The following is a 26,965-nucleotide window of genomic DNA, read 5'->3' on the forward strand; positions in this document are numbered from 1 at the left end:
GCATGCTCGTCTCCCCTCCTATCCGTCGCCGCGCAACAGCCTCGCAGCATCGTTGGTGGTCTGGCCCGGTCGCGTGTCTGGTGACGTTGCTGGCATTGCCTGCCAGTGCGGGCATCACCATTCCCGACGATCCGTTGACCACTGCCAGCCGCGTCGCGCCGAACATCCTCTTCATTCTCGACGATTCGGGGTCGATGGCGTTCGAGACGATGCCCGACAACCCGCCGAGCACTTCGACGCCCGACGTCTCCAACAGTGCGTACACGCGCAATTCGTTGTCCTACAACCCCGCCATCACCTATCTGCCGTGGCGTCAGGCGGACGGGACGCGCATGAGCGGCGGCACGAGTTTCAGCGCGGTCTATGGCAGCTTCAATCTGGTCGGCGGAAACACCATCAACCTCGCCAATGCCTCAAGCTGCCGACGCTACAACCGCAACAGCAACTCCACCAACGACGAACTCTCTTGGGGCGGCACGCAGGTGTGCGGTGGCATGCAGACGTTCTATGTGCCGAAGGACGCGTCGAGAACGGAGGCGTCGTACCTGAACAACGGCGAGAACTACTACCGCTACCAGATCAGCGGCGACGATGTCGTGCGCAGCGAGTACGGTGCGGTGTCGTCGAGCACTGGTAATGTGGCCGGATATCCGGTGTCGGGCCTGTCTGCGAACCGCGAGCAGGCACTGTCCTACACCGTTGTCGTTCCGGCGGGCACCACCGCGCTCACCATCGCGATCAGTGGCGGCTGGGGCGACGCCGATCTTTATGTTCGCCTCAACGCCCAACCGACCTCGTGGAACTACGATTGCAGACCTTACGCGAGCGGCAACAACGAGAGCTGCACGTTCAACCCACCAGCCGGCGGCGGGACCTACCATGTCGTCGTCAATGCCTACAGCAACTTCAATAATGTCACGCTCAGCGCCGTGACCAGTAACAACAACCGGTGTTCGTCGGGGACGGGCCCGCGGGATTGGATCAATTGTCAATCCGCAACGCCCACAGGCCGCACCATTGCGGCCGAGCAGACGAATTATGCCACCTGGTTCTCCTATCACCGGACGCGGATGAAGGCCGCGAAAGCAGGGGCGTCGGAAGCATTCGCTGACCTCGACAGCCGCGTCCGCGTGGGATTTCGCACGATCTGGGACCGCAACAGCTTCGACATCCCGGTCACCGACGGCAATGACGGGCGCTTCGTCGACAATCCCGGGGGGCAGGGCACCTCGGCAACGACCTCGCGCTCGACGTGGTATTCCCGGCTGCAGAACGTGATTGCCTACAATGGCACGCCGCTGCACGGCGCACTCGACTCGGCCGGCCGGTACTTCAGCCGCACGGACGCGCAGGGTCCTTACGGTCCGCAGGCGACATCCGGGCAGTTCTCGTGTCGCCAGAACTTCGCGATCCTCACCACGGACGGCTACTGGAACGACACCAGCAACAATTACAGCGTCAAGGTCGGCAATCAGGACGGCACCGCCGGTTCGACCATCAGCGGCAGCAACAACCAAAGCTACCGCTACAGCCCAAGCGCGCCCTACATGGACGGCTACTCGGACACGCTGGCCGACGTGGCGATGCGTTACTGGAAGGCGGATCTGCGGACGGACCTTGCCAACAATGTCCCGACCAACTCTGCCAATCCTGCGTTCTGGCAGCACATGGTGACGTTCGGCATCTCCATCGGCCTCAATGGCGACAAGCCTTGGTCGAGCGTCGGGGCGGTGCCGTCGGACGCCACCTGGGAAGATCCGACGGATCATGAAGATGCTGACCGCATCGACGACCTGCTGCATGCAGCGGTCAACGGCCGCGGAGCGTTCGTCGCTGCGTCCAATCCCGAGGAGTTCAGCGCCGGCCTCCAGGGCGCGCTCGCTGCGATTTCGCAGCGTACGAGCTCGTTCTCCAACGTCACGTCTAATTCGGTTTCGCTCGACACCGGCTCGCAGGTTTTCAATGCCAGTTACGTGTCCGGCACGTGGACGGGTGCGGTGACCGCGCGTACCGTGACGCAGACCGGCGTCGCGAACGCGGTCAGCTGGACGTCGACACTCCCGGCCTGGGCCTCGCGCAAGATCTTCACCGTCAGCGGAAGCGCGGGCGCGACCTTCCCCAGCACCGCACAGGTCACGGCGCTCGCGCGTGGAGGCGGCCCGTCGAGTTATCCCGTCACCGGTGAGAACAACGCCAATTATCTCAAGGGGCAATCGATCCTGGAGGAACGCAACGGCGGTACGCTGCGCAACCGTGCGTCGATTCTCGGCGATATCGTCGGTTCGTCGCCCGCCTATGTGGGAGACACCAATACGCTGTATGTTGGTGCGAACGACGGCATGCTGCACGCGTTCGATGCGGCCAACGGGCAGGAACTGTTCGCCTACGTTCCCGGCATCATCGATATCTCCGCCTTGTCGACGCTGAGCCGACCCGATTACACGCACCGCTACTTCGTTGACGGACCGGTTTCGGTGACATCGCGGACACTGACGCCGGGCAAGAATCTGTTGATCGGCGCGCTGGGTCGCGGCGGCAAGGGTGTGTTCGCACTCGACGTGAGCGCGCCGAGAGCCGCAACCGCAACGAGTGTCTACAAGTGGGAGTTGAGGGACACCACGACCGGCAGCGACGGCAACATGGGACTGGTCATGGGGAAACCGTTGCTGTCGAAGGTCGCCGGTGGTCGGGTTGCCGCGGTGCTGGGCAATGGCGTCAACAGTTCGCGTGAGAAGGCCGTTCTGATCGTGCTCAATGTCGAAACCGGAGAGATCATTCGGCAGATCGATACCGGTGTCGGGTCGACTCAGACGCCAAACGGGCTGTCGGCGCCAGTCGGCGTCTATGGTGCAGATGGCCAAACGCTCGCTTATGTCTACGCGGGCGACATGCTCGGCAACGTGTGGAAGTTCGATCTGACGAGCAGCAATTCGACACTGTGGAGCGCCAAGCGGCTGTTCACTGCGCAGGATGCCAATGGAACCGCGCAGCCGATCACCGGTGCGCCGACCGTGACCACCAATCCGACGACGCGCAAGCGCTGGGTGTTCTTCGGCACCGGACGCTACCTGACGACCGAGGATGCGGATGTCCGCAATACTGCGGTGCAGACGCTCTACGGCCTCATCGACGACGATCCCACGACGCCGCCCACGCGTGCTGATCTGACGCGACGCACCATCACTGTCCAGAGCACGACCGTCAGCGGCTTGGCGGCGCGCGCCTTCGAGGCCCGCAGCGCGCTGCCGGCCAACGCGAAGGGGTGGTACATCGACCTGCCTGGCAGCGGCGAGCGGATCGTCCAGGATGCGCAGATCGTGTCCTCGTTCCTGGTCACGGCCAGTGTGATGCCATCGGGTAACGCTTGCGACGCTGATGGCTCGGGCTTCATCAACGCGCTCGACGCATTTACCGGCACCAGCGCCGGCGGCTCGTATTTCGACCTCGATGGCGACGGGCAGACAGACGATGCCGCCGTGGTGTCTGGCAGCAACCGTCTGCCCGTCGGCTCGGTTAATCCCGGCGTCGGCATGCCGACGCTCCCCAACCTGCTGCGTGGTCGTCTTGTCGTCGGGGGGACAGGCGGGTCCGACCTGCGCACGCTCGGCACCTCGCGTCCCCGCTGGGATCGCGTATCGTGGCGCGAGATCCGAGGAGACTAACGATGACGCACGCGTTCTTCGTCCGCTGGCACGCGCACCGTCGCGCGCAAACCGGTTTCTCGCTGATCGAGCTGATGATCGTGGTCGCGATCATCGGCATCCTGGCCGCGATTGCGTTTCCCAGCTATCGCGAGCACATCGTCAAGACGCGCCGCGCCGGAGGCGCCGCGTGCCTGATGCAGGCCGTTCAGGAGATGGAGCGCTTCTATACCAGTAAGCTCGCCTACAACGCGGCTGGGGCACCGGCTGCCTTCGCATGCGACAGCGGGACGGCCGACTTCTACAAGATCAAGCTCTCTGAGGTGACCGCTCGCACTTACAAGCTGAGTGCCGAGCCGCAAGGGCCTCAGTCCCAAGATACACGTTGCGGCATTCTGAGCATCACTAACACCGGCGCGCGAACGCCGACGACGGCTGGTTGCTGGTGAGTGCAAGGCGCTGCGGGCAGACGTAGCCGTACGTTCCAGCGACACGTTCGCTCCGTCCAGCGCTCGTGGCCAGCAAGGCGGCCAAAGAAAAAGGCCTGTGCATTGCACAGGCCTTTTCGAATTTGGCGCCCGAAGTTGGACTCGAACCAACGACCCCCTGATTAACAGTCAAGTGCTCTAACCGGCTGAGCTATTCGGGCGGGGACGCGTAGTTTAAGGGTTCGTCGCGGGAGGTCAAGCGCTCCCGAGGAGGCGTGGCACAGCCGGGACGGGTGCGGGAGGACGAGGTCGTCAGCCCATGCCGCATGGGACCGCGTCCGGGCGGCGTTCGGTCCGCACACGCCCGACATTGTTGACGATGAGCCGGCGCTGGACGCGGCCGGCGCTGCAGACGGTGACGGTGAGGTTGGTCCCGACGCTGCGGCCGTCGGGCCGGTAGCGCACGAAGGGGCGGTTGGCATCGAAGGCGAGGGCGCCGGTCGCCAGCCCCGGCGGCCTGGCGATGCGCAGCAGGTCGTGGTCGGCGTCGGCGGCGAGATCGCGGTCCGGGTCCCGCAGCACTACCCAGCCCAGTGTCCAGATGCCGTCGTCGCGGCATCGGTTGTCCTCGGTGCGCGGGCAGACGACGACGCTCTTGCCGCCGGTGACGGCGGCACTGCGGGCCAGGGCCAGGTCGGCCCTGAGGTGCTCGGCAGCCGATATCGCGCGGTAGGCCGCCACTGCCTGCGCAAAGGCGGGCACTGCGACTAGTGCGAGTACCAGCAGCACGCCGACCGCGCACATCAGTTCGAGCAAGGTGACGCCGCGTTCGCGGTGCATGGCCGATCCTCCTGAACGGGAGCGATCAGCATGGGCAGTCCGGGTTGCGGCTTCGCTCGGTGCAGGCCGCCTCCACGGGTCGGAAACCTCCGGCTGCTATCGTCGGAGGTTCCCGTGGTGACGGTTGTCGCCAGCGGTGGTCGCCCCCATTTCAAGTGCTCCTTCGCATCGCAGACGCCATGAACGACGCCATCCAACCCGCCGGCTTCCAGCTCGTCTCGCCGTACCAGCCGGCGGGCGACCAGCCGCATGCGATCGAGCAACTGGTCGAGGGCTTCGAGGCCGGTTTGGCGCATCAGACGCTGCTTGGCGTGACCGGCTCGGGCAAGACCTACACCATTGCCAACGTGATCCAGCGGGTGCAGAAGCCGACCCTGGTGATGGCGCCCAACAAGACGCTGGCGGCGCAGCTCTACGGCGAGTTCAAATCGTTCTTCCCGCACAACGCGGTCGAGTACTTCGTCAGCTATTACGACTACTACCAGCCCGAAGCCTACGTGCCGTCGTCGGACACCTACATCGAGAAGGACAGCTCGGTGAACGAGCACATCGAGCAGATGCGGCTGTCGGCGACCAAGGCGCTGCTCGAGCGTCGCGATGCGATCATCGTGTGCACGGTCTCGGCGATCTACGGCCTGGGCGATCCGAACGAGTACTTCCGGATGGTGCTGCACATGGTGCGCGGCGAGCGCATCGACCAGCGCGAGCTGATCCGGCGGCTGACCGAGATGCAGTACAGCCGCAACGACCACGAGCTGCGCCGCGGCACCTACCGCGTGCGCGGCGAGACGATCGACGTGCACCCGGCCGAGTCCGATGCCGAGGCATTGCGCATCGAGTTGTTCGACGGCGAGATCGAACGCATCACCCAGTTCGACCCGCTGACCGGCGAGACCCGGCGCACTCTGCAGCGCTACACGATCTATCCCAAGTCGCACTACGTGACCACGCGGCGCACGACGCTCGACGCGATCGAGGCGATCAAGGCCGAGTTGCCGCCGCGGTTGGAGCAGTTCTACGCTGAGAACAAGCTGGTGGAGGCGCAGCGGTTGCAGCAGCGCACCCAGTTCGACCTGGAGATGATGGCCGAGGTCGGCTACTGCAATGGCGTGGAGAACTACTCGCGCCATCTGACCGGGCGCATGCCCGGCGAGGCGCCGCCGTGCCTGTTCGACTACTTGCCGCCCGATGCGCTGCTGGTCATCGACGAGTCGCATGTCACCGTCCCGCAGATCGGGGCGATGTACAAGGGCGACCGTTCGCGCAAGGAGACCTTGGTGAACTTCGGTTTCCGGCTGCCCTCGGCGTTGGACAACCGGCCGCTGAAGTTCGAGGAGTGGGAAGGGCGCTCGCCGCGGGCGATCTTCGTCTCGGCCACGCCCGGCAGCTACGAGATGGAGAAGTCGCAAGGCCAGGTGGTGGAACTGGTCGTGCGCCCGACTGGCCTGATCGACCCAGTGGTCGAGATCCGGCCGGTCGCGACCCAGGTCGACGACGTGCTCGGCGAGATCCGCGAGCGCGTGGCGATGGGCGACCGGGTGCTGATCACGACGCTGACCAAGCGCATGGCTGAGAACCTGACCGAGTACCTGAGCGAACACGACGTCAAGGTGCGCTATCTGCACTCGGACATCGACACTGTCGAGCGGGTGGAGATCATCCGCGATCTGCGGTTGGGCAAGTTCGACGTGCTGGTGGGCATCAACCTTTTGCGCGAGGGCCTGGACATGCCCGAGGTGTCGCTGGTCGCGATCCTCGATGCCGACAAGGAGGGCTTCCTGCGTTCGGGCGGCTCGCTGATCCAGACGATCGGCCGCGCCGCCCGTAACCTGCGCGGCAAGGCCATCCTGTATGCCGATCGCATCACCAACTCGATGCAGACCGCACTCGACGAGACCGACCGCCGACGCCAGAAGCAGGTCGAGTACAACGCCGAGCACGGCATCACGCCGCGCTCGGTCGCCCGCGCGATCGTCGATATCATGGAAGGCGCACGCGCCGAACCCGAGCTCGAGAAGAAGGGCCGCGGCAAGAGCCGCAAGGTCGCCGAACCTGTCGAGCACTACGCGGCGCTGTCGCCCGACAAGCTCGCAGCCAAGCTCAAGTCGCTCGAGCAGCAGATGTACCAGCATGCGCGCGACCTCGAGTTCGAGGAGGCCGGGCGCATCCGCGACCAGATCCAGAAGATCAAGGCCGCCAGCCTGATCCAGTGAGCCGCCTGCGGGTCCGCTGTGCGGCTGCCGAACCGGTGGCTGGCGCCGCCCCATCGGGCGCGTCGGTCGCGGGGCTGCGCAGCGGGGACGCCCCTCGGCGCCGGCGACACGTCGATCCATCGTCACGCCCGAATCTTGGGTGGGTGCAATGATGGAGACGAGGGCCGTCGGGCCCGACGGGTTCTTCTATGGTCGCAGCTTCAAGGATGTTCCGCCGTTGGTGGCGCCTACGCAGGAGCGCGCGGCTAGGGCACGCCGCGCTTCCCGCCGACGCCGGGACGGAAGCGCCGCTGCGCGCGCAGCTGTTGAGTGCCGAACAGATGGAACTGCACGGCAGGGCGCTGGCGCTGGGCCATGCGATCCAGTCCCGCCGCGTCCCTGACCGCCTGCTGGCGCGACTGAGCGAGAACGCGGCGCTGCTCGAGGATGCACGGACCTTCTTGTCGCTGATGGTGCGCGACGAAATCCGTATCACGCCCGCGGGCGAATGGTTGCTCGACAACTATCATCTGATCGAGGAGCAGGTGCGGCTGGCGCGCCGGCACCTGCCCAAGGGCTACAGCCGCGAACTGCCCGCACTCTCTCACGGGGCATTGGCTGGTCTGCCGCGGGTCTACGATCTGGCGATGGAGGCAGTGGCGCATGGCGACGGCCAGGTCGATGCGACGACGTTGAGCCGGTTCGTCGCCGCCTACCAGTCGGTGACCCCGTTGACGCTCGGCGAGCTGTGGGCGATCCCGATCATGCTGCGCCTGGCTGTGCTCGAGAACCTGCGCCGCATGGCGGTGCGGGTGATGCGCGATGGCGAGGATCACCGTCTCGCACGCCGCTGGGCCGAGCGACTCAATGCGACTGCGGTGCGGTCGCCGCGCGACGTGGTGCTGGTCGTCGCCGACCTGGCGCGCAGTGCCCCGCCGGCGACCGGCGCCTTCGTCGCGGAACTCACCCGCGGCTTGCATGGGCGGGGAGCGCTGCTGTCGATGCCGCTGACGTGGGTCGAACAATGGCTGGCCGAGGCGGGGCTGCGCATCGATGCGCTGGTCCATGCCGAGAGCCAGCAGCAGGCCGCCGACCAGGTGTCGATCGGCAACAGCATCGGCAGCCTGCGCTTCCTGGCGACGATGGACTGGCGCGAGTACGTCGAGACCATGAGCCTGGTCGACGCGGTGTTGCGCGAGGATCCCGCCGCGACCTATGCCCTGATGGATTTCGGCACACGCGACCACTATCGCCATGCCGTCGAGCGGATGGCGCGGCGTGCGGGCGTCGATGAGGTCGAGGTTGCGCGGGCCACGCTGCGCCTGGCACGGACCCATCCCGCCGAGGCGATCGAGGCGCACGTGGGCTACTACCTCGTCGACGACGGGGTCGGGCAGACGGTCGCCGCGCTGGCGTCGGTGCGCGGACGCGCGCCGATCCGGATCGTGCCTCGCACCGTCCCGCTGCCGGTCTATCTCGCGCTGATCGCCGTCGTCGTCGCGCTCGCGGCCAGCGGCCTGCTGGGGCAGTCCGGCGCGCGCGAAGTTGCCTGGGCGCCGGTGTGGCTGCTCGCCGTGTTGGGCGTGCTGGCGTTCAGCGAACTCGGCATCGCGCTGACCAACTGGCTGGCGACGGTGGTGGTACCGCCCAGACCGCTGCCGCGGCTCGATTTTTCGGAAGGCATCCCCGCCGCGTCGCGCACACTGGTGGTGGTGCCGTGCATGTTCGGCGACATCGGCACAGTCGATGCGCTGGTCGAGGGGCTCGAGGTGCGGTTCCTCGCCAACCGCGATGCGCATCTCCATTTCGCCCTGCTCAGCGACTATCTCGATGCCGACCACGCGCAGTTGCCCGGCGATGCCGACGTGCTGGCGCATGCGGCGGCGGCGATCGCGGGCCTCAATCAGCGTTATCTGGGCGACAGCCCGGCACCGGGCGGAGACCGCTTCTTCCTGCTTCACCGGCCGCGCAAGTGGAATGCCGGCGAAGGTCGCTGGATCGGCGAGGAGCGCAAGCGCGGCAAGCTTGCCGCGTTGAACGGGCTGCTGCGCGGCGCCGGCACCAGCGCGTTCGAGCAGGTCGTCGGCCGGGTCGATGTGCTGGCGAACGTGCGGTACGTGATCACGCTCGACACCGACACCCGGTTGCCGCGCGATGCGGCACGTGCGTTCGTCGGCACGCTCGCGCATCCGCTGAATCGCGCCCGCTTCGACCCACAGCGCCAGTTGGTCACGCGCGGCTACGGCATCCTGCAGCCGAGCGTGGGCAGCAGCTTCAGCGGTCGCCGGATCAGCCGTTACGCGCGCATGTACGGCAGCGAGCCGGGCATCGATCCGTACACGCGCACGGTGTCGGACGTCTATCAGGACCTGTTCGGCGAGGGCTCCTTCGTCGGCAAGGGCATCTACGATGTCGATGCGTTCGAGCAGGCGCTGCACGGGCGCCTGCCCGACAATCGCATTCTCAGCCACGATCTGCTCGAGGGCTGCTACGCGCGGGCCGGCCTGGTCAGCGACGTGCGGCTCTACGAGGATTACCCGTCGCGCTATGCCGCCGACGTCAAGCGCCGTCACCGTTGGATCCGCGGCGATTGGCAGCTGCTGCCCTGGCTGCTGCCGTGGGTGCCGAGTGCGCGCGGCCTCGTGCGCAATCCGTTGTCGACGCTCTCTCGCGGCAAGCTGCTCGACAACCTGCGTCGCAGTCTGGTGCCGGTCTCGGCGCTGGCGCTGCTGCTGTTCGGCTGGATGACGCAACCCGCGCCACTGCCCTGGACGCTGTGGCTGCTGGCGGTGTTCTTCGCGCCGGTGCTGGTGCCCGCCCTGCGCGACCTGCTGTCGAAGCCGGCGGACATGCGCCTGGACACGCACCTGCTGCAGGTCGGCGATGCGACCGGCCGCGGGCTGTTGCGCGCGCTGGTCAACGTGGCGTGCCTGCCGTACGAGGCGATGTTCAGCCTGTCGGCGATCGCGCTGACGCTGTGGCGGACGCTGGTCAGCGGTCGCCACTTGCTGCAATGGAATCCGTCGAGCGAAGTGGAGCGGACGCTGGGCAGCGGCATGGCGGCGGAACTGCGCACGATGTGGCCCGCATCGCTGCTGTCGCTGGTCACGGCCGTGACGTTGTGGGGCCTGCAGCCGGGGGCGCTCTGGGTCGCTGGCCCAGTGCTGGCGCTGTGGGCCGCGTCCCCGCTGCTGATGGCCTGGCTGGGCCGCGCGCCACCGCAGCGCAGCGCCGAACTGTCCGCGGCCCAGCGGGCCTTTCTCGGCCGGCTGGCCCGGCGCACCTGGGGGTTCTTCGAGGTCAACATCCGCGCCGAGGATCACTGGCTGCCGCCGGACAACATCCAGGAGCATCCCACGCTGGTGGTCGCGCGGCGCACCTCGCCGACCAATATCGGACTGTCGCTGCTGGCGCATCTCGCTGCATGGGACTTCGGGTATCTGCAGGCCCCGGCCCTCATGCGGCGCACCGGGCAGATGTTCGCGACGCTCGACCGGCTGCCGCGCCATCGCGGCCACTTCTACAACTGGTACGACACCGAAACGCTTGCGCCGTTGCCGCCGCGCTACATCTCGACCGTCGACAGCGGCAACTTGGCCGGACATCTGCTGACCCTGCGGCAGGGGCTGCTGGGACTGATCGATGCCCCGGTGCTCGCGCCGCAGACATACGCCGGCCTGGCCGACACGCTCGGGGTGCTGGTGCAGGCGGCCAACGCGCAGGCACGCGCGACCGGCCCCTGGACCGCCGCGGCCGGTGCGCTGGAGGCGGCGCTGACCCGTGCGATCGGCTCGCCGCCATCCACGATGGCCTCCGCCCTGTCCACGCTCGATGCGCTGCGCGCACTGGCCGCGCCGCTGGCGGAGATGGCGCCTGCAGCCAACGACCCGGCCGCGGCCGACGACGAGGTCGCGCAGTGGGCAGAGCGCCTGCGGATCGCGTGCGACGAGGCGCGCGACGCGCTGTCGGACTGGCTGCCGGCGGCCGAGGCGGTCGCCGGCCGGGACGACGGGCCGGCGACCGCGGGCACGATCCCGTCGCTGCGTGCCCTGTGCGCCCCGGGCAACGATCCGGTGGTGCGCAAGCGCGCTCGCACCCGGGTGCGCGAGCTCGAGCGTCTGGCGCACGTGGCGGGCCAGTTCTCGCTGATGGAGTACGGCTTCCTCTATGACCGGGCGCGGCAACTGCTGTCGATCGGCTACGACGTCGACAACCGACGTCTCGACCAGGGCCATTACGACCTGCTGGCCTCGGAAGCGCGGTTGTGCAGTTTCGTCGCGATTGCGCAGGGCCAACTGCCGCAGGACACCTGGTTCGCACTCGGCCGGCTGCTGACCGAGGTCGACGGCGATGCGACGCTGATGTCGTGGAGCGGCTCGATGTTCGAGTATCTGATGCCGCAACTGGTGATGCCCAGCTATCCGGACACACTGCTCGACCAGACCGCCCGACATGCGGTCAATGCGCAGATCGCCTATGGCCGCCAGCACGAGGTGCCGTGGGGGATTTCCGAGTCGGGCTACAACACCGTCGATACGCGGATGAACTACCAGTACCGCGCGTTCGGCGTGCCCGGGCTCGGGCTCAAGCGTGGACTGGGCGAGGATCTGGTGATCGCACCCTACGCAACGATGATGGCGCTGATGGTCGCGCCCGAGGCGGCCACCCAGAACCTGCAGCGGCTCGATGCCGCGGGCTTCTCCGGGCGCTTGGGCATGTTCGAGGCAATCGACTACACGCCTTCCAGGCTCCCGCGCGGTCAGACCCATGCGGTCGTGCGTTCGTTCATGGCCCACCACCAGGGCATGGGATTCCTGGCGCTCGATCACCTGCTGCGCGAACAGCCGATGCAGCGCCGCTTTGTCGCCGATGCGGAGTTCCAGGCGACGTTGTTGCTGCTGCAAGAGCGCGTGCCACGCACCGGTGTGGTCCGTCCGCACGCGTTGGAGTCGGTCGGGGTGCGCGGTACTGCGTCGGTCGGCGAGACGCGTCTGCGGGTGTTCCGCACCCCCGACGCCTCGCGGCCCGCCGTGCAGATGCTGTCGAACGGCCGCTTCCACGCCTTGCTTACCGGGGCCGGCGGCGGCTACCTGCGTCGGCACGACATGGCCGTCACCCGCTGGCGCGAGGACGGCACGCGCGACCACTGGGGCGCGTTCTGCTATCTGCGCGATGTCGAGGACGGCGACGTGTGGTCGGCTGCCTACCAACCGACCTGCGTACCGGTCGAACACTACGAGGCGATCTTCTCCGATGCCAAGGCCGAGTTCCGCGGGCGCAGGCGGGGCCTGGAGACGCACCTGGAGATAGCCGTTTCGGCCGAGGACGATATCGAGCTGCGGCGGCTGCGTCTGAGCAATCGCTCGCGCCACGCGCGTACGATCGAAGTCACCACCTATGCCGAGGTGGTGCTGGCACCTGCGATCGTCGACGAACTCCATCCCGCCTTCGGCAACCTGTTCGTGCAGGCCGAGATCGTGCGCGAGAAGCAGGCGCTGCTGTGCACGCGGCGTCCGCGCGCGCGCGACGAAATGCCGCCGTGGATGTTCCACCTGCTCGCTGCGCACGGCGCCGATATCGTCGGGATCTCCTACGAAACCGACCGCGCGCGCTTCCTCGGACGCGGCAACACACCCCGCGAGCCGCAGGCCATGCGCGTTCCCGGTGCGCTGTCGGACACCGCAGGCTCGGTGCTCGATCCGATCGTCTCGATCCGGGTCCGGATCACGCTGGCGCCGGAGCAGACCGCGGTGCTCGATCTGGTCACCGGCGTCGGCGATGACCGTGACGCCTGTGCGGCGCTGATCGACAAATACCGCGACCGCCGGCTCGCCGATCGCGTGTTCGACCTGGCCTGGACCCACAGCCAGGTCGTGCGCCGACAGATCAACGCGTCGCAGGCCGATGCGCAACTCTACGAGCGCATCGCCGGGTTGATGGTGTTCGCCCATCCGTTCCTGCGCGCCGACAGCGCAGTGCTGCTGCAGAACCGGCGTGGGCAGTCCGGCCTGTGGGGGCACTCGATTTCCGGCGACCTGCCGATCGTGCTGGTGCAGATCGCCGATGCCGAGAACATCGAGCTGGTGCGGCAGATGGTTCAGGCGCACGCCTACTGGCGGCTCAAAGGGCTCAATGTCGATCTGGTGATCTGGAACGAGGACCAGGCCAGCTACCGCCAGCAGTTGCAGGAACAGATCCTGGGCCTGGTGTCCGCAGGGCCGGAGGGCAACGTGCTCGACCGGCCTGGTGGGATCTTCGTGCGGCCGGCGCAGCAGATCTCCCAGGAAGACCGCATCCTGGTGCAGTCGGTCGCCCGGGTGATCGTGAGCGACCAGCACGGCACGCTGGAAGCGCAGGTCGGGCGCCATACAACGCCCGAGCGCGAGGAGCCGCTGTTGGTGGCGGATGCGGACAGCTTCGCGACCGTCGACGAGCAGGGCATCGACGCCGGCCGCCACGGGCTGCCGCCGCCAGGCGCGCCGCCCGGTCCGGCCGAAGACCCGTGGCCGTTCGAGGCGGTGGCCGAGGCCGCACTGTTCGACAACGGCACCGGTGCGTTCGCCGCTGACGGCCGTGAGTACGTCATCGTGCTCGACGAGGGCGCCAGCACGCCGGCGCCGTGGTCCAACGTCATGGCCAATCCCAGGCTCGGCACGGTGGTCAGCGAGAGCGGCCCGGGCTACACCTGGTTCGAGAACGCGCACGAGTTCCGGCTGACGCCTTGGCATAACGATCCGGTGTCCGATGCGGCGGGGGAAGCCTTCTATCTGCGCGACGAGGACAGCGGTCATGTCTGGTCGCCGATGCCGCTGCCGCGGCGCGGGCGCGGTGCCTACCGGACCCGGCACGGCTTCGGCTACAGCGTCTACGAGCACGTCGAGGACGGTATCGCCAGCGAACTGTGGATCTATACGGCGCTGCGCGATCCGGTGAAGTTCTCGGTGCTCAAGCTGCGTAATCTCTCCGATCGTGCGCGGCGGCTGTCGGCGACCGGCTACGCCGAATGGGTCCTCGGCGACCTGCGGGTGAAGACGCAGATGCACGTCGTCAGCGAACAGGACCCAGCGAGCGGTGTACTGACCGCGCGCAATCCTTACAACACCGAGTTCGCCGGGCGCGTCGCGTTCTTCGACGTCGACGGCGATCGCCGCAGTTTCACCGGCGACCGGACCGAGTTCCTCGGTCGTAACGGCAGCCTGCGCAATCCTGACGCGATGCGCCGGACGCGGTTGTCCGGCCGGCTCGGCGCGGGACTCGACCCGTGCGCCGCGATCCAGGTGCAGGTGGACCTGGGGCCGGGCCAGGCGGCCGAGACCGTGTTCCGGCTCGGCATCGAGGACGATATGCCCGCCGCCCTGCAACTTGCGCAGCGGCTGCGCGGTTCGGCGCCGGCCCATGATGCGCTCGATGCGGTGCGTTTGCACTGGCTGCAGACGCTCGGCAAGGTGCGTGTGGAGACGCCGGACCCGGCCACGGACCTGATGGTCAACGGCTGGCTGATCTACCAGACGCTGGCGTGCCGCTATGTCGCGCGCAGCGGGTACTACCAGTCCGGCGGCGCGTTCGGGTTCCGTGACCAGCTCCAGGACACGATGGCGACCGTGCATGCGGTGCCGGCGCTGACGCGCGCGCATCTTCTGCTCAGCGCCGCGCACCAATTCCCGCAGGGCGACGTGCTGCACTGGTGGCACCCGCCGGCCGACCGCGGCGTACGTACGCGCTGCTCGGACGACTACCTGTGGCTGCCGTTGGCGGCGTGCCGCTATCTCGAGGCGACCGGCGACGACAGCGTGCTCGACGAGCGCGTCGGTTACATCGAGGGCAGGCTGGTCAATGCCGACGAGGAGTCCTACTACGACCTGCCGGTGGCCTCCGGGCGCGTGCAGTCGCTCTACGACCACTGCGTGAGTGCGCTCGTGCGCGGGATGGCCCTGCTCGGCGAGCGCGGACTGCCGCTGATGGGAACTGGCGACTGGAACGACGGCATGAACCGGGTCGGCGAGGGCGGACGCGGCGAAAGCGTGTGGCTGGGCTTCTTCCTGTTCGACGTCCTGCAACGTTTTTCCAGCGTCGCCGAGGCGCGCGGCGACGCGGCGTTCGCCACCACCTGCGCGGACGCGGCGACGCGGCTGCAGCGCGATCTCGAAGCCCACGCCTGGGATGGCGGCTGGTACCGGCGGGCGTGGTTCGACGACGGGACCCCGATCGGCTCGCGGGACAGCGACGAATGCCGGATCGACTCGATCTCCCAGAGCTGGGCGGTGCTGTCGGGCGCAGCCGATCCCGAACGTGCACGGTTGGCGATGGCCGCGCTCGAGACCCACCTGGTCAAGCGTGAGGCCGGCCTGATCCAACTGCTCGATCCCCCGTTCGACCGGACCGCGCACGACCCGGGCTACATCCGCGGCTATGTGCCTGGTGTGCGCGAGAACGGCGGGCAGTACACGCACGCCGCGGTGTGGTCGGCGATGGCCTTCGCGGCGCTCGGCGACCGCGAGCGCGCATGGGGCCTGGCGCGGATGATCAATCCCATCCACCACGCCGCGGACGCGGCCGGCGCGGCCGTCTACAAGGTCGAACCCTACGTGATGGCGGCCGATGTCTACGGCGTCGCGCCGCATGTCGGCCGCGGCGGCTGGACCTGGTACACCGGCTCGGCTGGCTGGATGTATCGGTTGCTGACCGAATCGCTGCTCGGTTTGCGGATCCGTGGACAGACGCTCGAGATCGCGCCGTGCGTGCCGGAGGCGTGGCCGGGCTACCGGATGCAGTTCCGAAATGGTGACGCGTTGTACCGAATCGAGATCGTCCAGACCGATATCGGGCCAGCATCGTTGACGCTCGATGGCGTGCCCCAGGACGGCCTGCGGATCCAGCTCGAGCGTGCCGCCGTGCGGCGCGAACTCGTCCTGCAATGGCCACGCGGCGAAGCCGGCGGGGCGGCGACCGCATGAGTCCCGGTTTGCCCGACGAACTGGAAGCGGCGTTGGACGAATTGGCCGGCATGCTGCCGGTCTGGCTGGAGAAGCTGCGCGTGCGCGAGGCGTTCGACCCTCAGTTCGAAGCCCTCGCGCAGCGCATCCTCGTCAAGGCCAGGACCGACGACGAACGGCGCTGTGTACAGCGCCGGCTCGATGCGATGCTGGCCCGGCACGGCATCGTGCGTCGTCGCTGACGCGTCATCGACAGGCCCAGCCACGGGTCCGGTCGCTTTCGAGTTGGCGACAGGGTCGGGCGATCGCGAAGAAGCGGGCTTGGAACGCGCGATGGGCTATTGCCGAGGCACAAAAAAATGCCGGCTTGGCGGCCGGCATTTTTGGGGTCAGTGCGGCGTCAGTGCTTCTACGCCGCGCTAAGTGTTGGTCACGAAAAGCCTTTAAATTAAGGCGTTTACGTGGTGGGCGGTACAGGGTTCGAACCTGTGACCCCTACCATGTCAAGGTAGTGCTCTACCGCTGAGCTAACCGCCCGGTGTTGCTGTCCCGCCGCTCGGGCGAGGTCGCGCATTCTAGCCCAGTCATCGGAGGCGCACAAGCATGTCCCGGGGGGATCGCCTGTGCCCGACGTCCCCGCCCTCCGGTCGCGCGGGGACGCGCCGCGCGGCCGGTCCGGGTCAGAAGCGGTAGTTGACGCCCATCAGGTACGTGCGGCCGTAGTCGTAGAACTGGTTGGGGCGCTCCTGCAGGCTGTCGAAGGTCGAGCGGAAGGGCTCGTTCTCCAGGTTGTTGACTTGCAGCAGCAGCGACAGGCCCGCCAGGCGTCCGCTTTCGAAGGCGTAGCCCAGTTGCAGATCGGTCACGGTCTCGCCGGTGAACATCACCTTGGTGCGGTCGCCGCCGGCGCCCTGCACCTCGCCCAGGAAGTCGGAGCGGCTGCGCTGCGACACGCGGGCCGAGAAGCCGTAGCGCTCGTAGTACAGCGCGACGTTGGAGACGTACTTCGACAGGCCGGGCAGGGGCTCGGAGCTGTCGGGGCCATTGGGCGCGATGTCGCTTTCGGTGTCGGAGTAGTTACCCATGAAGCCGAAGCCTTCCAGCGGCGCCCACAGCAGCCCCAGCGGGAACGACACGGCGAACTCCCAGCCTTTGATCGTGCCGCCCTCGCCATTGACCGGCTGGCTGTACTCGCCGATCCAAGACGGCGGCAGGTTGCCGGGCAGTTCGGCAGGCAGCGGCAACTGGCTGAAGTCGAACGCGGTGGTCTGCCGATAGATGTAGGTCTTGAGGTCCTTGTAGAAGTACGCCGCACTGACGTAACCGCGTCCGATCGACTCGTTGCCGAAGTACTTCTCGTACGAGAGGTCGTAGGCATTGGCCAGCCAAGGATCGAGCTCGGGGTTGCCGCCGCTGCCGGTCCAGCGGTCGCGGCTGCGGTCGATGCTGTAGCGGCCGCCGGCGGTCAGTTCGTCCATGCGCGGGCGCGCCATCTGGCGTGAGGCGCCCACGCGCACGAACTGCTCGGCCGGCAGGCCGAACGACAGGTTCATGCTCGGCAGGTAGTGCACATGGTCGGCGCCGCGCTCGCTCGGCGCTTCCAGTGCGACGCCTTCGAACGTCGCCACGCCGGTCGAGCGCTGGCTGGCGTTGACCACCTGCACGCCGACGTTGCCCTTGAGCGGCACCGGGCCGAGGTCGGTGTCGATGTCGGCCTGGACGTAGAGCGTGCCGATCTCTTCGTGGATGTCCCAGTTCTTGTCGTTGATCGCTGCATCGTCCTTGCGCCATGGGCGGTAGATGCCGGCGGCGAGCATCGCGCGCTCGTCCAGGTCGAGGAGCGAGGGAATGCCGGCGAAGCCGAATGCGCTGTTGCGCACGTACTGGCCGGGAATCGCGACGCTGAGATCGCCGGTACAGGCGTCGGTGACGCACAGCGTATATTCGGTCGATGCGCGGCTCTTGCGACGGTCGGTGATGTTGCCGCCCAAGCGCAGGGCAGACAGGAATCCGCTGTCGAAGCGACGCTCGAGGTCGATCCGGAACGCACTGATCTGGTCGCGGACCTCGAAGTTCTTCAGGTAGCCGGCCTGGTCGCGCTCGCCGCCCCAGCGGTCGGGGTCGCGCAGGACGAAACCGCCCGGCGCGCCCAGGTCGTAGTCCAGGTCGATGTCGTACCAGCCTTCGGGATTGAACACATAGCGGCCCGAGCTGGTGACGCCGGCCGGCGGCGTGGCGTAGATCTCGAACAGCTGCTCGGCGCGGCGCGCGCGCGAATGGCTGACGTCGGTGGTCAGCGTCCAGTTCGCGTTGACCTCCAGTTCGGTGTTCCAGCCGAACGACAGCAGGCGGTCGTCCATCGTGTTGCTGTCGTTGCGCAGTACGACCGGCGCGATCTGCGACCAGGTCGAATCGATCGTGGTGCCGTCGGGGCTCAACGTGGCCTCGTCGAGAGTCGCCCGACCATAGGCCAGGCCGGTCTGCAGGCCGTACTTGTTCTCTTGCCGATCGAACTGCGAGTAGAACAGGTCGATGGTCGAGTGCAGGCGTTCGTTGGGCTGGAACTCGAGCACCGCCATGTAGCCGTCGCGGCGGTTGCTGCCTTCGATCGCGTAGGCCGCGGTGCCGCCGAGCACGGCGTTGCCCTCGTAGCCTGCGTACTCCTTGTTGAAGTTCCACGACTCGAACTGGTGGCCAAGGTTCGGGCTGTCGAGGCGGGCATAGCCAAGGGCGATGCCGACGGTGTTGTCGGCGAACTGATCGATGTAGGAGATGCTGGCGCGGCTGCCGTATTCCTTGTCGTCGCCGAGCTTGTTCATATCGCCGCGCACGTTCACCGCGATCGCGCGCTCGCCGAACGACAACGGGCGGACGGTCTTCATGTTGACCGTGCCCGACAGGCCCTGACCGACCAGCTGCGCGTTGGTGGTCTTGTGCACCACGACCTGGCTGATCAGTTCGGACGGGTACTGGTCGAACTCCACTCCGCGGTTGTTGCCGAAGCTCACCTGCTCGCGGCCGTTGAGCAGTGCGGTGGAGAAGTCACCGGCGAAGCCGCGGATGTTGAGTTCCTGCGGGCGGCCGCCGAAGCGCTGCGCCGAGATGCCGGGCAGGCGCGCCAGCGAGTCGGCGATGCTGGTGTCGGGCAGCTTGCCGATGTCCTCGGCCGAGATCGCCTCGACGATGGTGTCCTCGGCCTGCTTGGTGTCCATCGACCGTTCGATGCCGCGGCGGATGCCGGTGACGCGCACGCTGTCGAGCTGCACGGCGTCGCCGGCTTGCGTCGAGGCGTCGTCGGTCACGTCGGTGGATGGGGTGGTCTGCGCGTGTGCGCCGGTTGCGAGCATCAGCAGTGCGGACGACAGCGCAACGCTGAGCAGGTTGCGATCGAGCTTCGACATCTCCCCTCCCAAGGGTGTCCAGCAGGCAGGTGTTCGGGGCGTGCCGTCCGCTTTGGAACAGGATCGATCGGCCACGCTCCGCGATTGGCGGCCATGGTAGTGCCGGGGTTCGGACGCGGCGGCGCACTGCATACGTATTCATGGCGCATCGCGGTGGCGCTCGTCGACGATGTGGCATTGATGGCACTGGGAGGTGGCGATGGAAAACGGTGACATGCAACGGCGCACACGCGCGTGCGTGCGGGGCATCGCGCTCGCGTGTCTGTCCTTGATTGCCGGTGCGGCGAGCGCGGGCGATCTGCACGTGCCGTCGCCCGATTGGCGCGACCAGATCGTCTACTTCCTGATGATCGACCGCTTCGACGACGGCGATCCGTCCAACAACGACCAGGGCACCGGCGAGTACGATCCCAAGGACCCGGCGCGCTACAGCGGCGGCGACCTGGCCGGTGTGACCCGTCGGCTCGACTACGTGCAGGGATTGGGCGCGACGGCGGTGTGGATCACCCCGCCGGTGGCGCACCAGTGGTGGAACGAGGCGACACGCTACGGTGGCTATCACGGCTACTGGGCGGACGACTTCTCCGCCATCGATCCGCACTTCGGCACGCGCGAGGACTACCGCGCCCTGTCGCGCGGTCTGCACGGCCGCGGCATGTACCTGATCCAGGACATCGTGGTGAACCACACCGCGAACTACTTCGGTTATCCCGGTGGCTGGCGCGCGGACGATCCGGCGGCGGGATTCGTGCGCTTCACTGATGCGCGCGGGCGCCAGGCGCCAGTGCAGCCGCCGTTCGACCGCAACGACGCGCGCGATCCGGCGCAGCGCCGCGATGCGATCTACCACTGGACGCCCGATATCGTCGATTTCACCGACCGCACGCAGGAGTTGACCTATCAGCTCGCCGGCCTCGACGACCTCAACACCGAGCACCCCGAGGTCCGCCGCGCGCTGAGGCGCAGTTACGGCGATTGGATCCGCGATGTCGGCGTCGACGCGTTTCGTGTCGACACCGCGTTGCATGTGCCGGCGGACTTTTTCGACGATTTCCTGCATGCCGACGATCGCGATGCGCCGGGGATCTTTGCGGTGGCGCGCGCGACCGGGCGCGAGGATTTCCACGTCTTCGGCGAGGGCTTTGCGATCGACAAGCCATTCGAGGACAGCCAGGCGCGCCGGCTCGAGGCCTATATGCGCACCGAGTCCGGCGGCGAGCGCTTGCCCGGCATGATCAACTTCCCGCTCTACGGCAGCCTCGGCGACGTGTTCGCGCGCGGCGAGCCGACCGCGGTGCTCGGCCACCGCATCGCCAGCATGGTCGCGCTGCATCCGCGCCTGCACTGGATGCCGAGCTTCGTCGACAACCATGACGTCGACCGGTTCCTGGCCGGCGCCGACACGCGTGCGCTGCGCCAGGCGTTGCTGGCGATGATGACCCTGCCGGGCATTCCCACGCTGTACGCCGGCACCGAGCAGGGGTTCACGGGGCGCCGCACGGCGATGTTCGCTGGCGGCGTCGGCGCGCAGGGCGATGCGTTCGACACCGCCGCACCGCTGTATCGCGAGATCGCCGCGATGTCGGCATTGCGGCTCGACGATCGGCTGTTCTCGCGCGGCGTGCCCGAGGTGTTGCGCGACAGCGGCGGCGGGCCGGGCGCGTTGGTGTGGGCCACCCGCCGCGACGACGCGCTCGCGCTGGTCGCGTTCAACACGGCCGATGCGCCGGTGTTGGTCGATGCGCTGGAGACCGGGCTGCCGGCCGGGACGCGGCTGGAGGGCGTGTTCGGGCTCGATGGCGATCCTGCGCCGATGACCGTCGCCGCCGATGGCCGGCTGACGCTGGTGCTGCCGCCGCGTGCGGGCCTGGTCTGGCGGCAGCGCGGCAGCGAGGCGCCGCCGGAGGCACCGCAGGGCACGGCGCCGAAGATCGAAACCTTGCCGCCGACCCCGTGGCGCGACGACGTGGTGCTGCGCGGACGCGCCGCGCCCGGTGACGTGTTGCAGGTCGTGGTCGACGGCGATCTGCAGCGTGCCCCGCGGGTCGTGGCCGGTGCCGATGGTCGCTGGACGACGACGCTGCGCACCGACAGCTGGATCGATCCGGCACGCACGCATCGCCTGGTGCTGTGGCGCGAGACCGACCGGACTGTCTCGACAGCGCAGCCGTTCCGGGTCGAGCGCCGATGGCGGGCGGCTGCGCGCACGGACGATCCGGCCGGCGACGATCACGGCCTGGACGGGCGCGTGGTCTATCCCCTCGGCGGCCAGTGGCGTACGCAGCGGCAGGGCGACCTGCGCGCGATGGACGTGGAGACCAGTGGCGGTGCGTTGCGCGTGACCCTGCGCATGGCCAGCGTCACCCAGGGCTGGAATCCGCCCAACGGCTTCGACCATGTCGCGCCGGTGGTGTTCATCGAACTGCCCGATCGCGCACGCGGCAGCGAGTTGATGCCCCAGCAGAATGCGCGCCTGCCCGACGGGATGCGCTGGCATTACCGCATCCGCGCGCACGGCTGGTCGAACGCGCTGTTCTCGGCGCAGGGCGCTGATGCCGACGCCGAAGGCACGCCCCAGGCGCAGCCGGCACGTATCGAGGTCGACCCGAAGGCGGCGACGATCCGGTTCACGCTGCCGGCCTCGTCGCTCGGCGATCCGGCCACGCTCACCGGCGCACGCGTGCACGCGGTGACCTGGGACTACGACGACGGCTTCCGTCCGCTACGGCCGGAGGCGAGTGCGTCGGCTTTCGGGGGCGGCGACGGCCGCCACGATGCCCGCGTCCTCGATGCGGTCGGGCCGCTGCGACTGCGGTGATCGCCACCGGGATGGACAAGGTCGAGGTTCATTGAGAGAATGAGAATCGTTCCCGACAAAGGGGCGTCGTGATCCGAAGCCGGTCAACGATGCATACGGTCCCGGCCGATCGCCGGGGCATGCTTCCGGCGACTCGATGCCGGCCGGAGGCCCCGAGCGGGCGCCGTCCTCCTGCCCAGCCGAGTCCATGCCCATGATGCCGTCCTCCCGTCCCCGTTCCCTGCTGACCGCCGCGATTGTGCTCGCGCTCGGCCTGTCGTCGCTTGCGCATGCCCAGCAGGCGCCGGCAGTCGCAACGCCTGCCGCGGCCGCGACGGCGTTGCCCGATGGCGCGCTGCGTCGCGATCTCGCGCGCGGTGTCTACGAAGCGCGTTATAGCCAAGCCGCGAACGCCCTGTTCGTGGCGTCCGCGGAAGCCGCGCCCGACACCAAGGGCGGGGTGATCTACCGGCTCGATCCGGTCACGCTGGAGACGCGCGGCAAGACCCATACGGACCTGCGCAACTTCGCCATCGCGACCGATGCCAAGGGCGAGACGCTGTACGTGACCAACAGCGTCGAGCGCGGTCTCACTGCGATCGATGCGGCCAGCGGCGAGGTCAAGGGCCGGCTGCGCTTCGAGGACAAGGCGTCCGACGGCACGTACTACGGGCCGCGGCAGGTGATCCTCGACGAGGCCAGCGGCACGCTGTATATCGGCGGCGTCGGCGCGCCGGGGCTGATCTGGGTGGTGGACGCGGCCACGTTGACGCTGCGCGCCACGATCGGCGATGCCGGCAAGTGGGTCACCGGGCTGCTGCTCGATCCGGCGGCCGGCCGCCTGTACTCCGCCAACGGGGACGGCGAGGTGCTGGTGATCGACACGGCGACCCACACCATCCAGCACCGCTGGACGCCCGGCGACGGGAAAGAGTACCTGCTGCTCAACCTTGCCCACGACCCGGCCACCCACCGCCTGTTCGTCACCGACCACTCGAAGGGCGCCACAGTGCTGGTGTTCGACACACGCACCGGCCGGGTCGAGCGCAGTCTGCCGGTCGGCGATTCGATGGGCATCAAGCTCCATCCTGCGCGCAGGGCGCTCTATGTGACCCATCGCGACCAGGGCACGGTCAGCGAGCTCGACGCCGACAGCTATGCCGTGCGTCGGACCTGGACGCTGCCGCCCAATCCCAACAGCCTGGAGATCGCGCCCGACGGCAAGGCGCTGTACGTGACGGTCAAGGCGCCCTTCAACAAGGATTACACCGCCAGCGCACTGGAAAGCGTGGTCCGCATTCCGCTCGAGTGATCCCGCGTCGTCGGCGGCGTCCCGGTCGCAGGACGCCGCCGCCGTTCGCAGGACATCCGAAGGGACGCCGCGGCGTCCCTTCGTCGTTCGGCATTACAGCGCGAGCGAGACCGACAACGTGACCGTGCGCGGCGCCGCCAGCACCAGGTAGTTCGCACCCGAGGTGCCGCCGGTCGAAGCCCAATAGGCGCGGTCGAAGACGTTGTCCACGCGCGCGCGCAGCGTCCAGTCGCGGCCGCCGGCCTCGAACGCGTAGCGCGTGCCCAGGTCGAACCGCGTCCAGGACGGCAGTTCCAGCGCGTTGTCTGCGCGCGCCGCCTGGCGGCCGGTGTGCACGGCACGCGCATCGAGCGTGAGCCCATCCACGCCGGGAACATCCCAATCGATGCCGGCGTTGGCCTGCACGTCGGGCACGCCGATCACGTCGTTGCCCTCGTTGATGCCGCCTTGGGTGCGGCGCAGTGTGGCGTCGAGCCAGGTCAGCCCGCCGAGCACGCGCAGGCCGTCGGCCGGCTGGCCGTAGACACTCAGCTCCAGACCCTGGTTGCGTTGTTCGCCGTCGGCACGGACCCGGTAGTCCTGCTCGATCGCATTCGGCTTGGCGATGCGGAACACCGCGGCGCTCGCACCCCAGCCGCCGGCGTCGTACTTGGCGCCGACCTCGTACTGCTTGGAGCGGAACGGGTCGAGGATCTCGCCGGCGTTGACGATCGGGGTACCGTCGGCGCTGGTCTGCGCGACGGTCTGGCCGGGCAGCAGCGCTTCGGCATAGTTGGCGTACAGCGAGACCTGGCGGCCGAGCTTGAACACGACCGCTGCCACCGGCGTGACCGCGCTGTCGTCGTACCGGTCGAGGGGGGCGCCGGTGGTGTGGTCGTAGCTCGACTGGCGCAGCGTCTGCCGGCGCGCGCCCAGCGTCAGCAGCACGCGCTCGTCGGCCAGGCGCAGCGTGTCGGCGATCGCATAACTCGCGGTCTGGGTGCGGCTGGTGGTCAGCGGATCGGCCATGTCGCCGACTGCGGGGCGCGTCGGCGGCAGCGGCGTCGCAACCGGCGCATACAGCGAGCCCACCGGGCGGCGTGTGCCGGTCGCGAAGGCATTCTGCGAGTCGAGATCGAAGAACGCGCCGGTGATGCTGACGCGGTGGCCGACCGCGCCGGTCCGGAACTCGGTGCGCAGGCCGACCTCGCCGGTGCGCAGCAGGTCCTCGCGGGCATTGTCGAAGCGCGATGCGGTCAGGGCGCCTGCGGTGTCCACCCGCGGGTTGGCCAGCACGTTGTGCTCGCGGCTGTCGCGGATGCCGACCGCGGCCCAGGCCGTCGTGGTCTTGCTGAAGTCGACCTCGCCGCGGACCACGCCAAACAGGTCCTCCTCGTCGGTGAAGGTCCACGGCTGGGCGAAGTTCACGTCGGCTGCGGGCGCCTTCGGGATCAAGCCGGTGGGCGTGGCGCTGGGCCGTGGGGCGTCGATGCGGTGGTCCTGCCAGCCCAGGTCGGCCGAGAAGCGCGCGCGTTCGCCGCGGTAGTCGACGCCAAGCGCCAGCACGCCGAGTTCGCGGGCTTCGTCAAGCACGGTGTTGCCGTCGCGGCGCACGGCGTTGGCGCGCACGCCCCAGGCGCGGTCGGCGCCGAAGCGACGCGACACGTCGGCCGCGGCATAGCCCTGGCCGTTGCTCTCGTAGCCGAGCGTCAGCCGGGTCAGATCGTCGTCGCCGGCGCGCTTGGGCACCAGGTTGAACGCACCGCCGATACCGCTGCCGCCAGGCGCCGCGCCGTTGATGAAGCTGTTGGCGCCGCGAAACACCTCCACTCGCTCCAGGAACTCGGCGGCGACGTACTGTCGCGGCAGCAGCCCGTACAGGCCGTTGTAGCTCATGTCGTCGGAGTACACGGGCAGGCCGCGCACGATGTACAACTCCTGGAAATTGCCGAAGCCGCGCGCGACCCGCACCGCCGGATCGTTCTGCACGACGTCGGCGACGCTGCGCGCCTGCTGGTCGCGCATCAGCTCGGCGGTGAAGTTGAGGCTGTTGAACGGCGTATCCATCAGGTCCAGGTTGCCGAACAGGCCGACCCGCCCGCCGGTGGCGACCTGGCCGCCGGCGTAAGCGGGCGGCAGCTCGACCTGCGAGCCGTCGGCGGTCACCAGCACGGTGTCGAGCGTGCGCGTCGGCGTGTCGGGCGTAGCGTCCTGGGCGAGTGCGGGCACCACGGCGATGCAGGCCAGCAGTGCGAGCGCGAGCGGGGCACGGCGCGCGCGCAACGACGCGGCCGGGGCGGGAAACGGAAGAGCGGGCATGGCGAAGCGGTCCTGTCGGCAAGGGGAGGCGGCATGGCTGGCTGAGGGCCGGGGCCCCTGGCTGACGGAGCGGCGCGGACGGGCGTGGACGCGTCGGCGACGTATGTGAATCGTCGCATGCGGCATGATCGGCATCGACGCTGTCGTCGACGCTGGCTCGATAGCCTGTCGGGCATGGACGCATCCCGCCCTGGCTTTGCCGCACCGCTGACCGCCGCACTCCGTCGTTGGGTGCTGGGCGTGTTCCCGCGCGGGCAGAGCGGGATCGACTACGACACGCCGGCAGGCGACCCGGGCCTGTTCGGTCCAGACACGGTCACCTGGCGAATCCATGCCGATTTTCCGGGCATGCTCGCCGGCGGTCTGTGCGCGCTGCTGCTGCAGACGCTGCATCCGCGCGCGCTGGCCGGTGTGTGGGACCACTCCGAGTTCCGCACCGATCTCATCGGGCGGTTGCGCCGCACCACCGCCTTCGTCGCGGGCACCACGTATGCCGGCACCGCGCAGGCGCATCGGCTGATTGCGCGGGTGTCGGCGATTCACCACCAGGTGCGCGGCACCACCGCCGATGGTGCGCCGTACGCGGCCGATGATCCCGCGCTGCTGACCTGGGTGCATGCGACCGAAGCCTATGCGTTCCTGCAGGGGTTTCGCGCCTACGCCGGACTGCCCACGCCCGACGGGATCGACGACCGCTACTACGACGAGTCGCGCCGCGTGGCCGAGGCGCTGGGTGCACGCAAGGTGCCGACCAGCGGCGCGGCGATGGTCGAGTACTTCGCCCAAGTGCGCCCGGCACTGCGATTGGACGCGCGTTCGCGCGAGGTGCTGGCGGTGCTGCGCGGGATCCGCCTGCCAGTGCCGGGCGGAGCGCTGTTGCGCGGGGTGTTCATCGGCGCCGGTGCCGCGCTGCTGCCGCGCTGGGCCGAGGCGTTGCTGGAGATCACACCGCTGCAGCGGCTCCACAACCGCGTCTGTGCATGCGTGCTGCGCGGCCTGGCGCCGCTGTTGCGCATGGCGCTGCCCGACGGCATCGCCCCGCGTGCGTGCCGGCGCGTCGCTGTGTCGCCAGACATCCTTCGGCACTGGCCGGAGGTGGGCTGAGGGCGCCGACGCGCGGCGC

General features: G+C 68.4%; 11 protein-coding genes and 2 tRNA genes. 8 read left to right on the plus strand and 5 right to left on the minus strand.

Annotated features, from left to right (window positions below):
- The first annotated feature begins 2 nt into the window (after nucleotides 1-2).
- Nucleotides 3-3,662, plus strand: coding sequence for a PilC/PilY family type IV pilus protein (locus tag ABE487_RS03280; RefSeq protein WP_346451085.1), 3,660 nt, complete (start codon nucleotides 3-5; stop codon nucleotides 3,660-3,662).
- 2 nt (nucleotides 3,663-3,664) lie between these two features.
- Nucleotides 3,665-4,090 (plus strand): type IV pilin protein, encoded by a 426-nt coding sequence (locus tag ABE487_RS03285; RefSeq protein ID WP_346451086.1) that lies wholly within the window; start codon nucleotides 3,665-3,667, stop codon nucleotides 4,088-4,090.
- 123 nt (nucleotides 4,091-4,213) lie between these two features.
- Here ABE487_RS03285 and ABE487_RS03290 read toward each other — a convergent pair.
- A tRNA-Asn gene (locus ABE487_RS03290) sits at nucleotides 4,214-4,290 on the minus strand.
- Nucleotides 4,291-4,381: 91 nt separating this feature from the next.
- Entirely contained in the window at nucleotides 4,382-4,909 is a 528-nt protein-coding gene (locus ABE487_RS03295; RefSeq protein ID WP_346451088.1) for a GspH/FimT family pseudopilin, read from the minus strand.
- Between the two features lie 179 nt (nucleotides 4,910-5,088).
- Here ABE487_RS03295 and uvrB point away from each other — a divergent pair, with 179 nt between their 5' ends.
- The 3 genes from uvrB to ABE487_RS03310 all read left to right on the plus strand — a co-directional run bounded on the left by uvrB (nucleotide 5,089) and on the right by ABE487_RS03310 (nucleotide 16,276).
- Nucleotides 5,089-7,122, plus strand: coding sequence for an excinuclease ABC subunit UvrB (uvrB, locus tag ABE487_RS03300; protein WP_346446736.1), 2,034 nt, complete (start codon nucleotides 5,089-5,091; stop codon nucleotides 7,120-7,122).
- A gap of 320 nt (nucleotides 7,123-7,442) precedes the next feature.
- The gene (locus tag ABE487_RS03305; RefSeq protein ID WP_346451115.1) at nucleotides 7,443-16,055 is read left to right on the plus strand and encodes a glucoamylase family protein; all 8,613 of its coding nucleotides are present in this window, start codon (nucleotides 7,443-7,445) and stop codon (nucleotides 16,053-16,055) included.
- Nucleotides 16,052-16,276 carry a hypothetical protein gene (locus tag ABE487_RS03310; RefSeq protein ID WP_346451089.1) on the plus strand — a complete coding sequence of 75 codons (225 nt, stop codon included), beginning with the start codon at nucleotides 16,052-16,054 and terminating at the stop codon, nucleotides 16,274-16,276. Before ABE487_RS03305 ends, ABE487_RS03310 begins: the two co-directional genes overlap by 4 nt.
- A 220-nt stretch (nucleotides 16,277-16,496) precedes the next feature.
- Here ABE487_RS03310 and ABE487_RS03315 read toward each other — a convergent pair.
- Nucleotides 16,497-16,571, minus strand: a tRNA-Val gene (locus tag ABE487_RS03315).
- Between the two features lie 143 nt (nucleotides 16,572-16,714).
- The gene (locus ABE487_RS03320) at nucleotides 16,715-19,435 is read right to left on the minus strand and encodes a TonB-dependent receptor (protein WP_346451091.1); all 2,721 of its coding nucleotides are present in this window, start codon (nucleotides 19,433-19,435) and stop codon (nucleotides 16,715-16,717) included.
- Nucleotides 19,436-19,649: 214 nt separating this feature from the next.
- Here ABE487_RS03320 and ABE487_RS03325 point away from each other — a divergent pair, with 214 nt between their 5' ends.
- On the plus strand, nucleotides 19,650-22,253 hold the full coding sequence (locus ABE487_RS03325; protein ID WP_346451093.1) for an alpha-amylase family glycosyl hydrolase: 2,604 nt from the start codon (nucleotides 19,650-19,652) through the stop codon (nucleotides 22,251-22,253).
- Between the two features lie 193 nt (nucleotides 22,254-22,446).
- On the plus strand, nucleotides 22,447-23,544 hold the full coding sequence (locus tag ABE487_RS03330; protein ID WP_346451095.1) for a YncE family protein: 1,098 nt from the start codon (nucleotides 22,447-22,449) through the stop codon (nucleotides 23,542-23,544).
- A 93-nt stretch (nucleotides 23,545-23,637) separates the two neighbouring features.
- On the opposite strand, the gene ABE487_RS03335 is transcribed toward ABE487_RS03330, so the two are convergent.
- Nucleotides 23,638-25,842 (minus strand): TonB-dependent siderophore receptor, encoded by a 2,205-nt coding sequence (locus ABE487_RS03335; RefSeq protein WP_346451097.1) that lies wholly within the window; start codon nucleotides 25,840-25,842, stop codon nucleotides 23,638-23,640.
- A 174-nt stretch (nucleotides 25,843-26,016) separates the two neighbouring features.
- Between ABE487_RS03335 and ABE487_RS03340 the strand changes: the two genes are divergently transcribed.
- Nucleotides 26,017-26,946 (plus strand): oxygenase MpaB family protein, encoded by a 930-nt coding sequence (locus tag ABE487_RS03340; protein WP_346451099.1) that lies wholly within the window; start codon nucleotides 26,017-26,019, stop codon nucleotides 26,944-26,946.
- The last annotated feature ends 19 nt before the right edge of the window (nucleotides 26,947-26,965 follow it).

Source organism: Luteimonas sp. TWI596 (genome assembly GCF_039674105.1).
Lineage (GTDB): Bacteria > Pseudomonadota > Gammaproteobacteria > Xanthomonadales > Xanthomonadaceae > Luteimonas.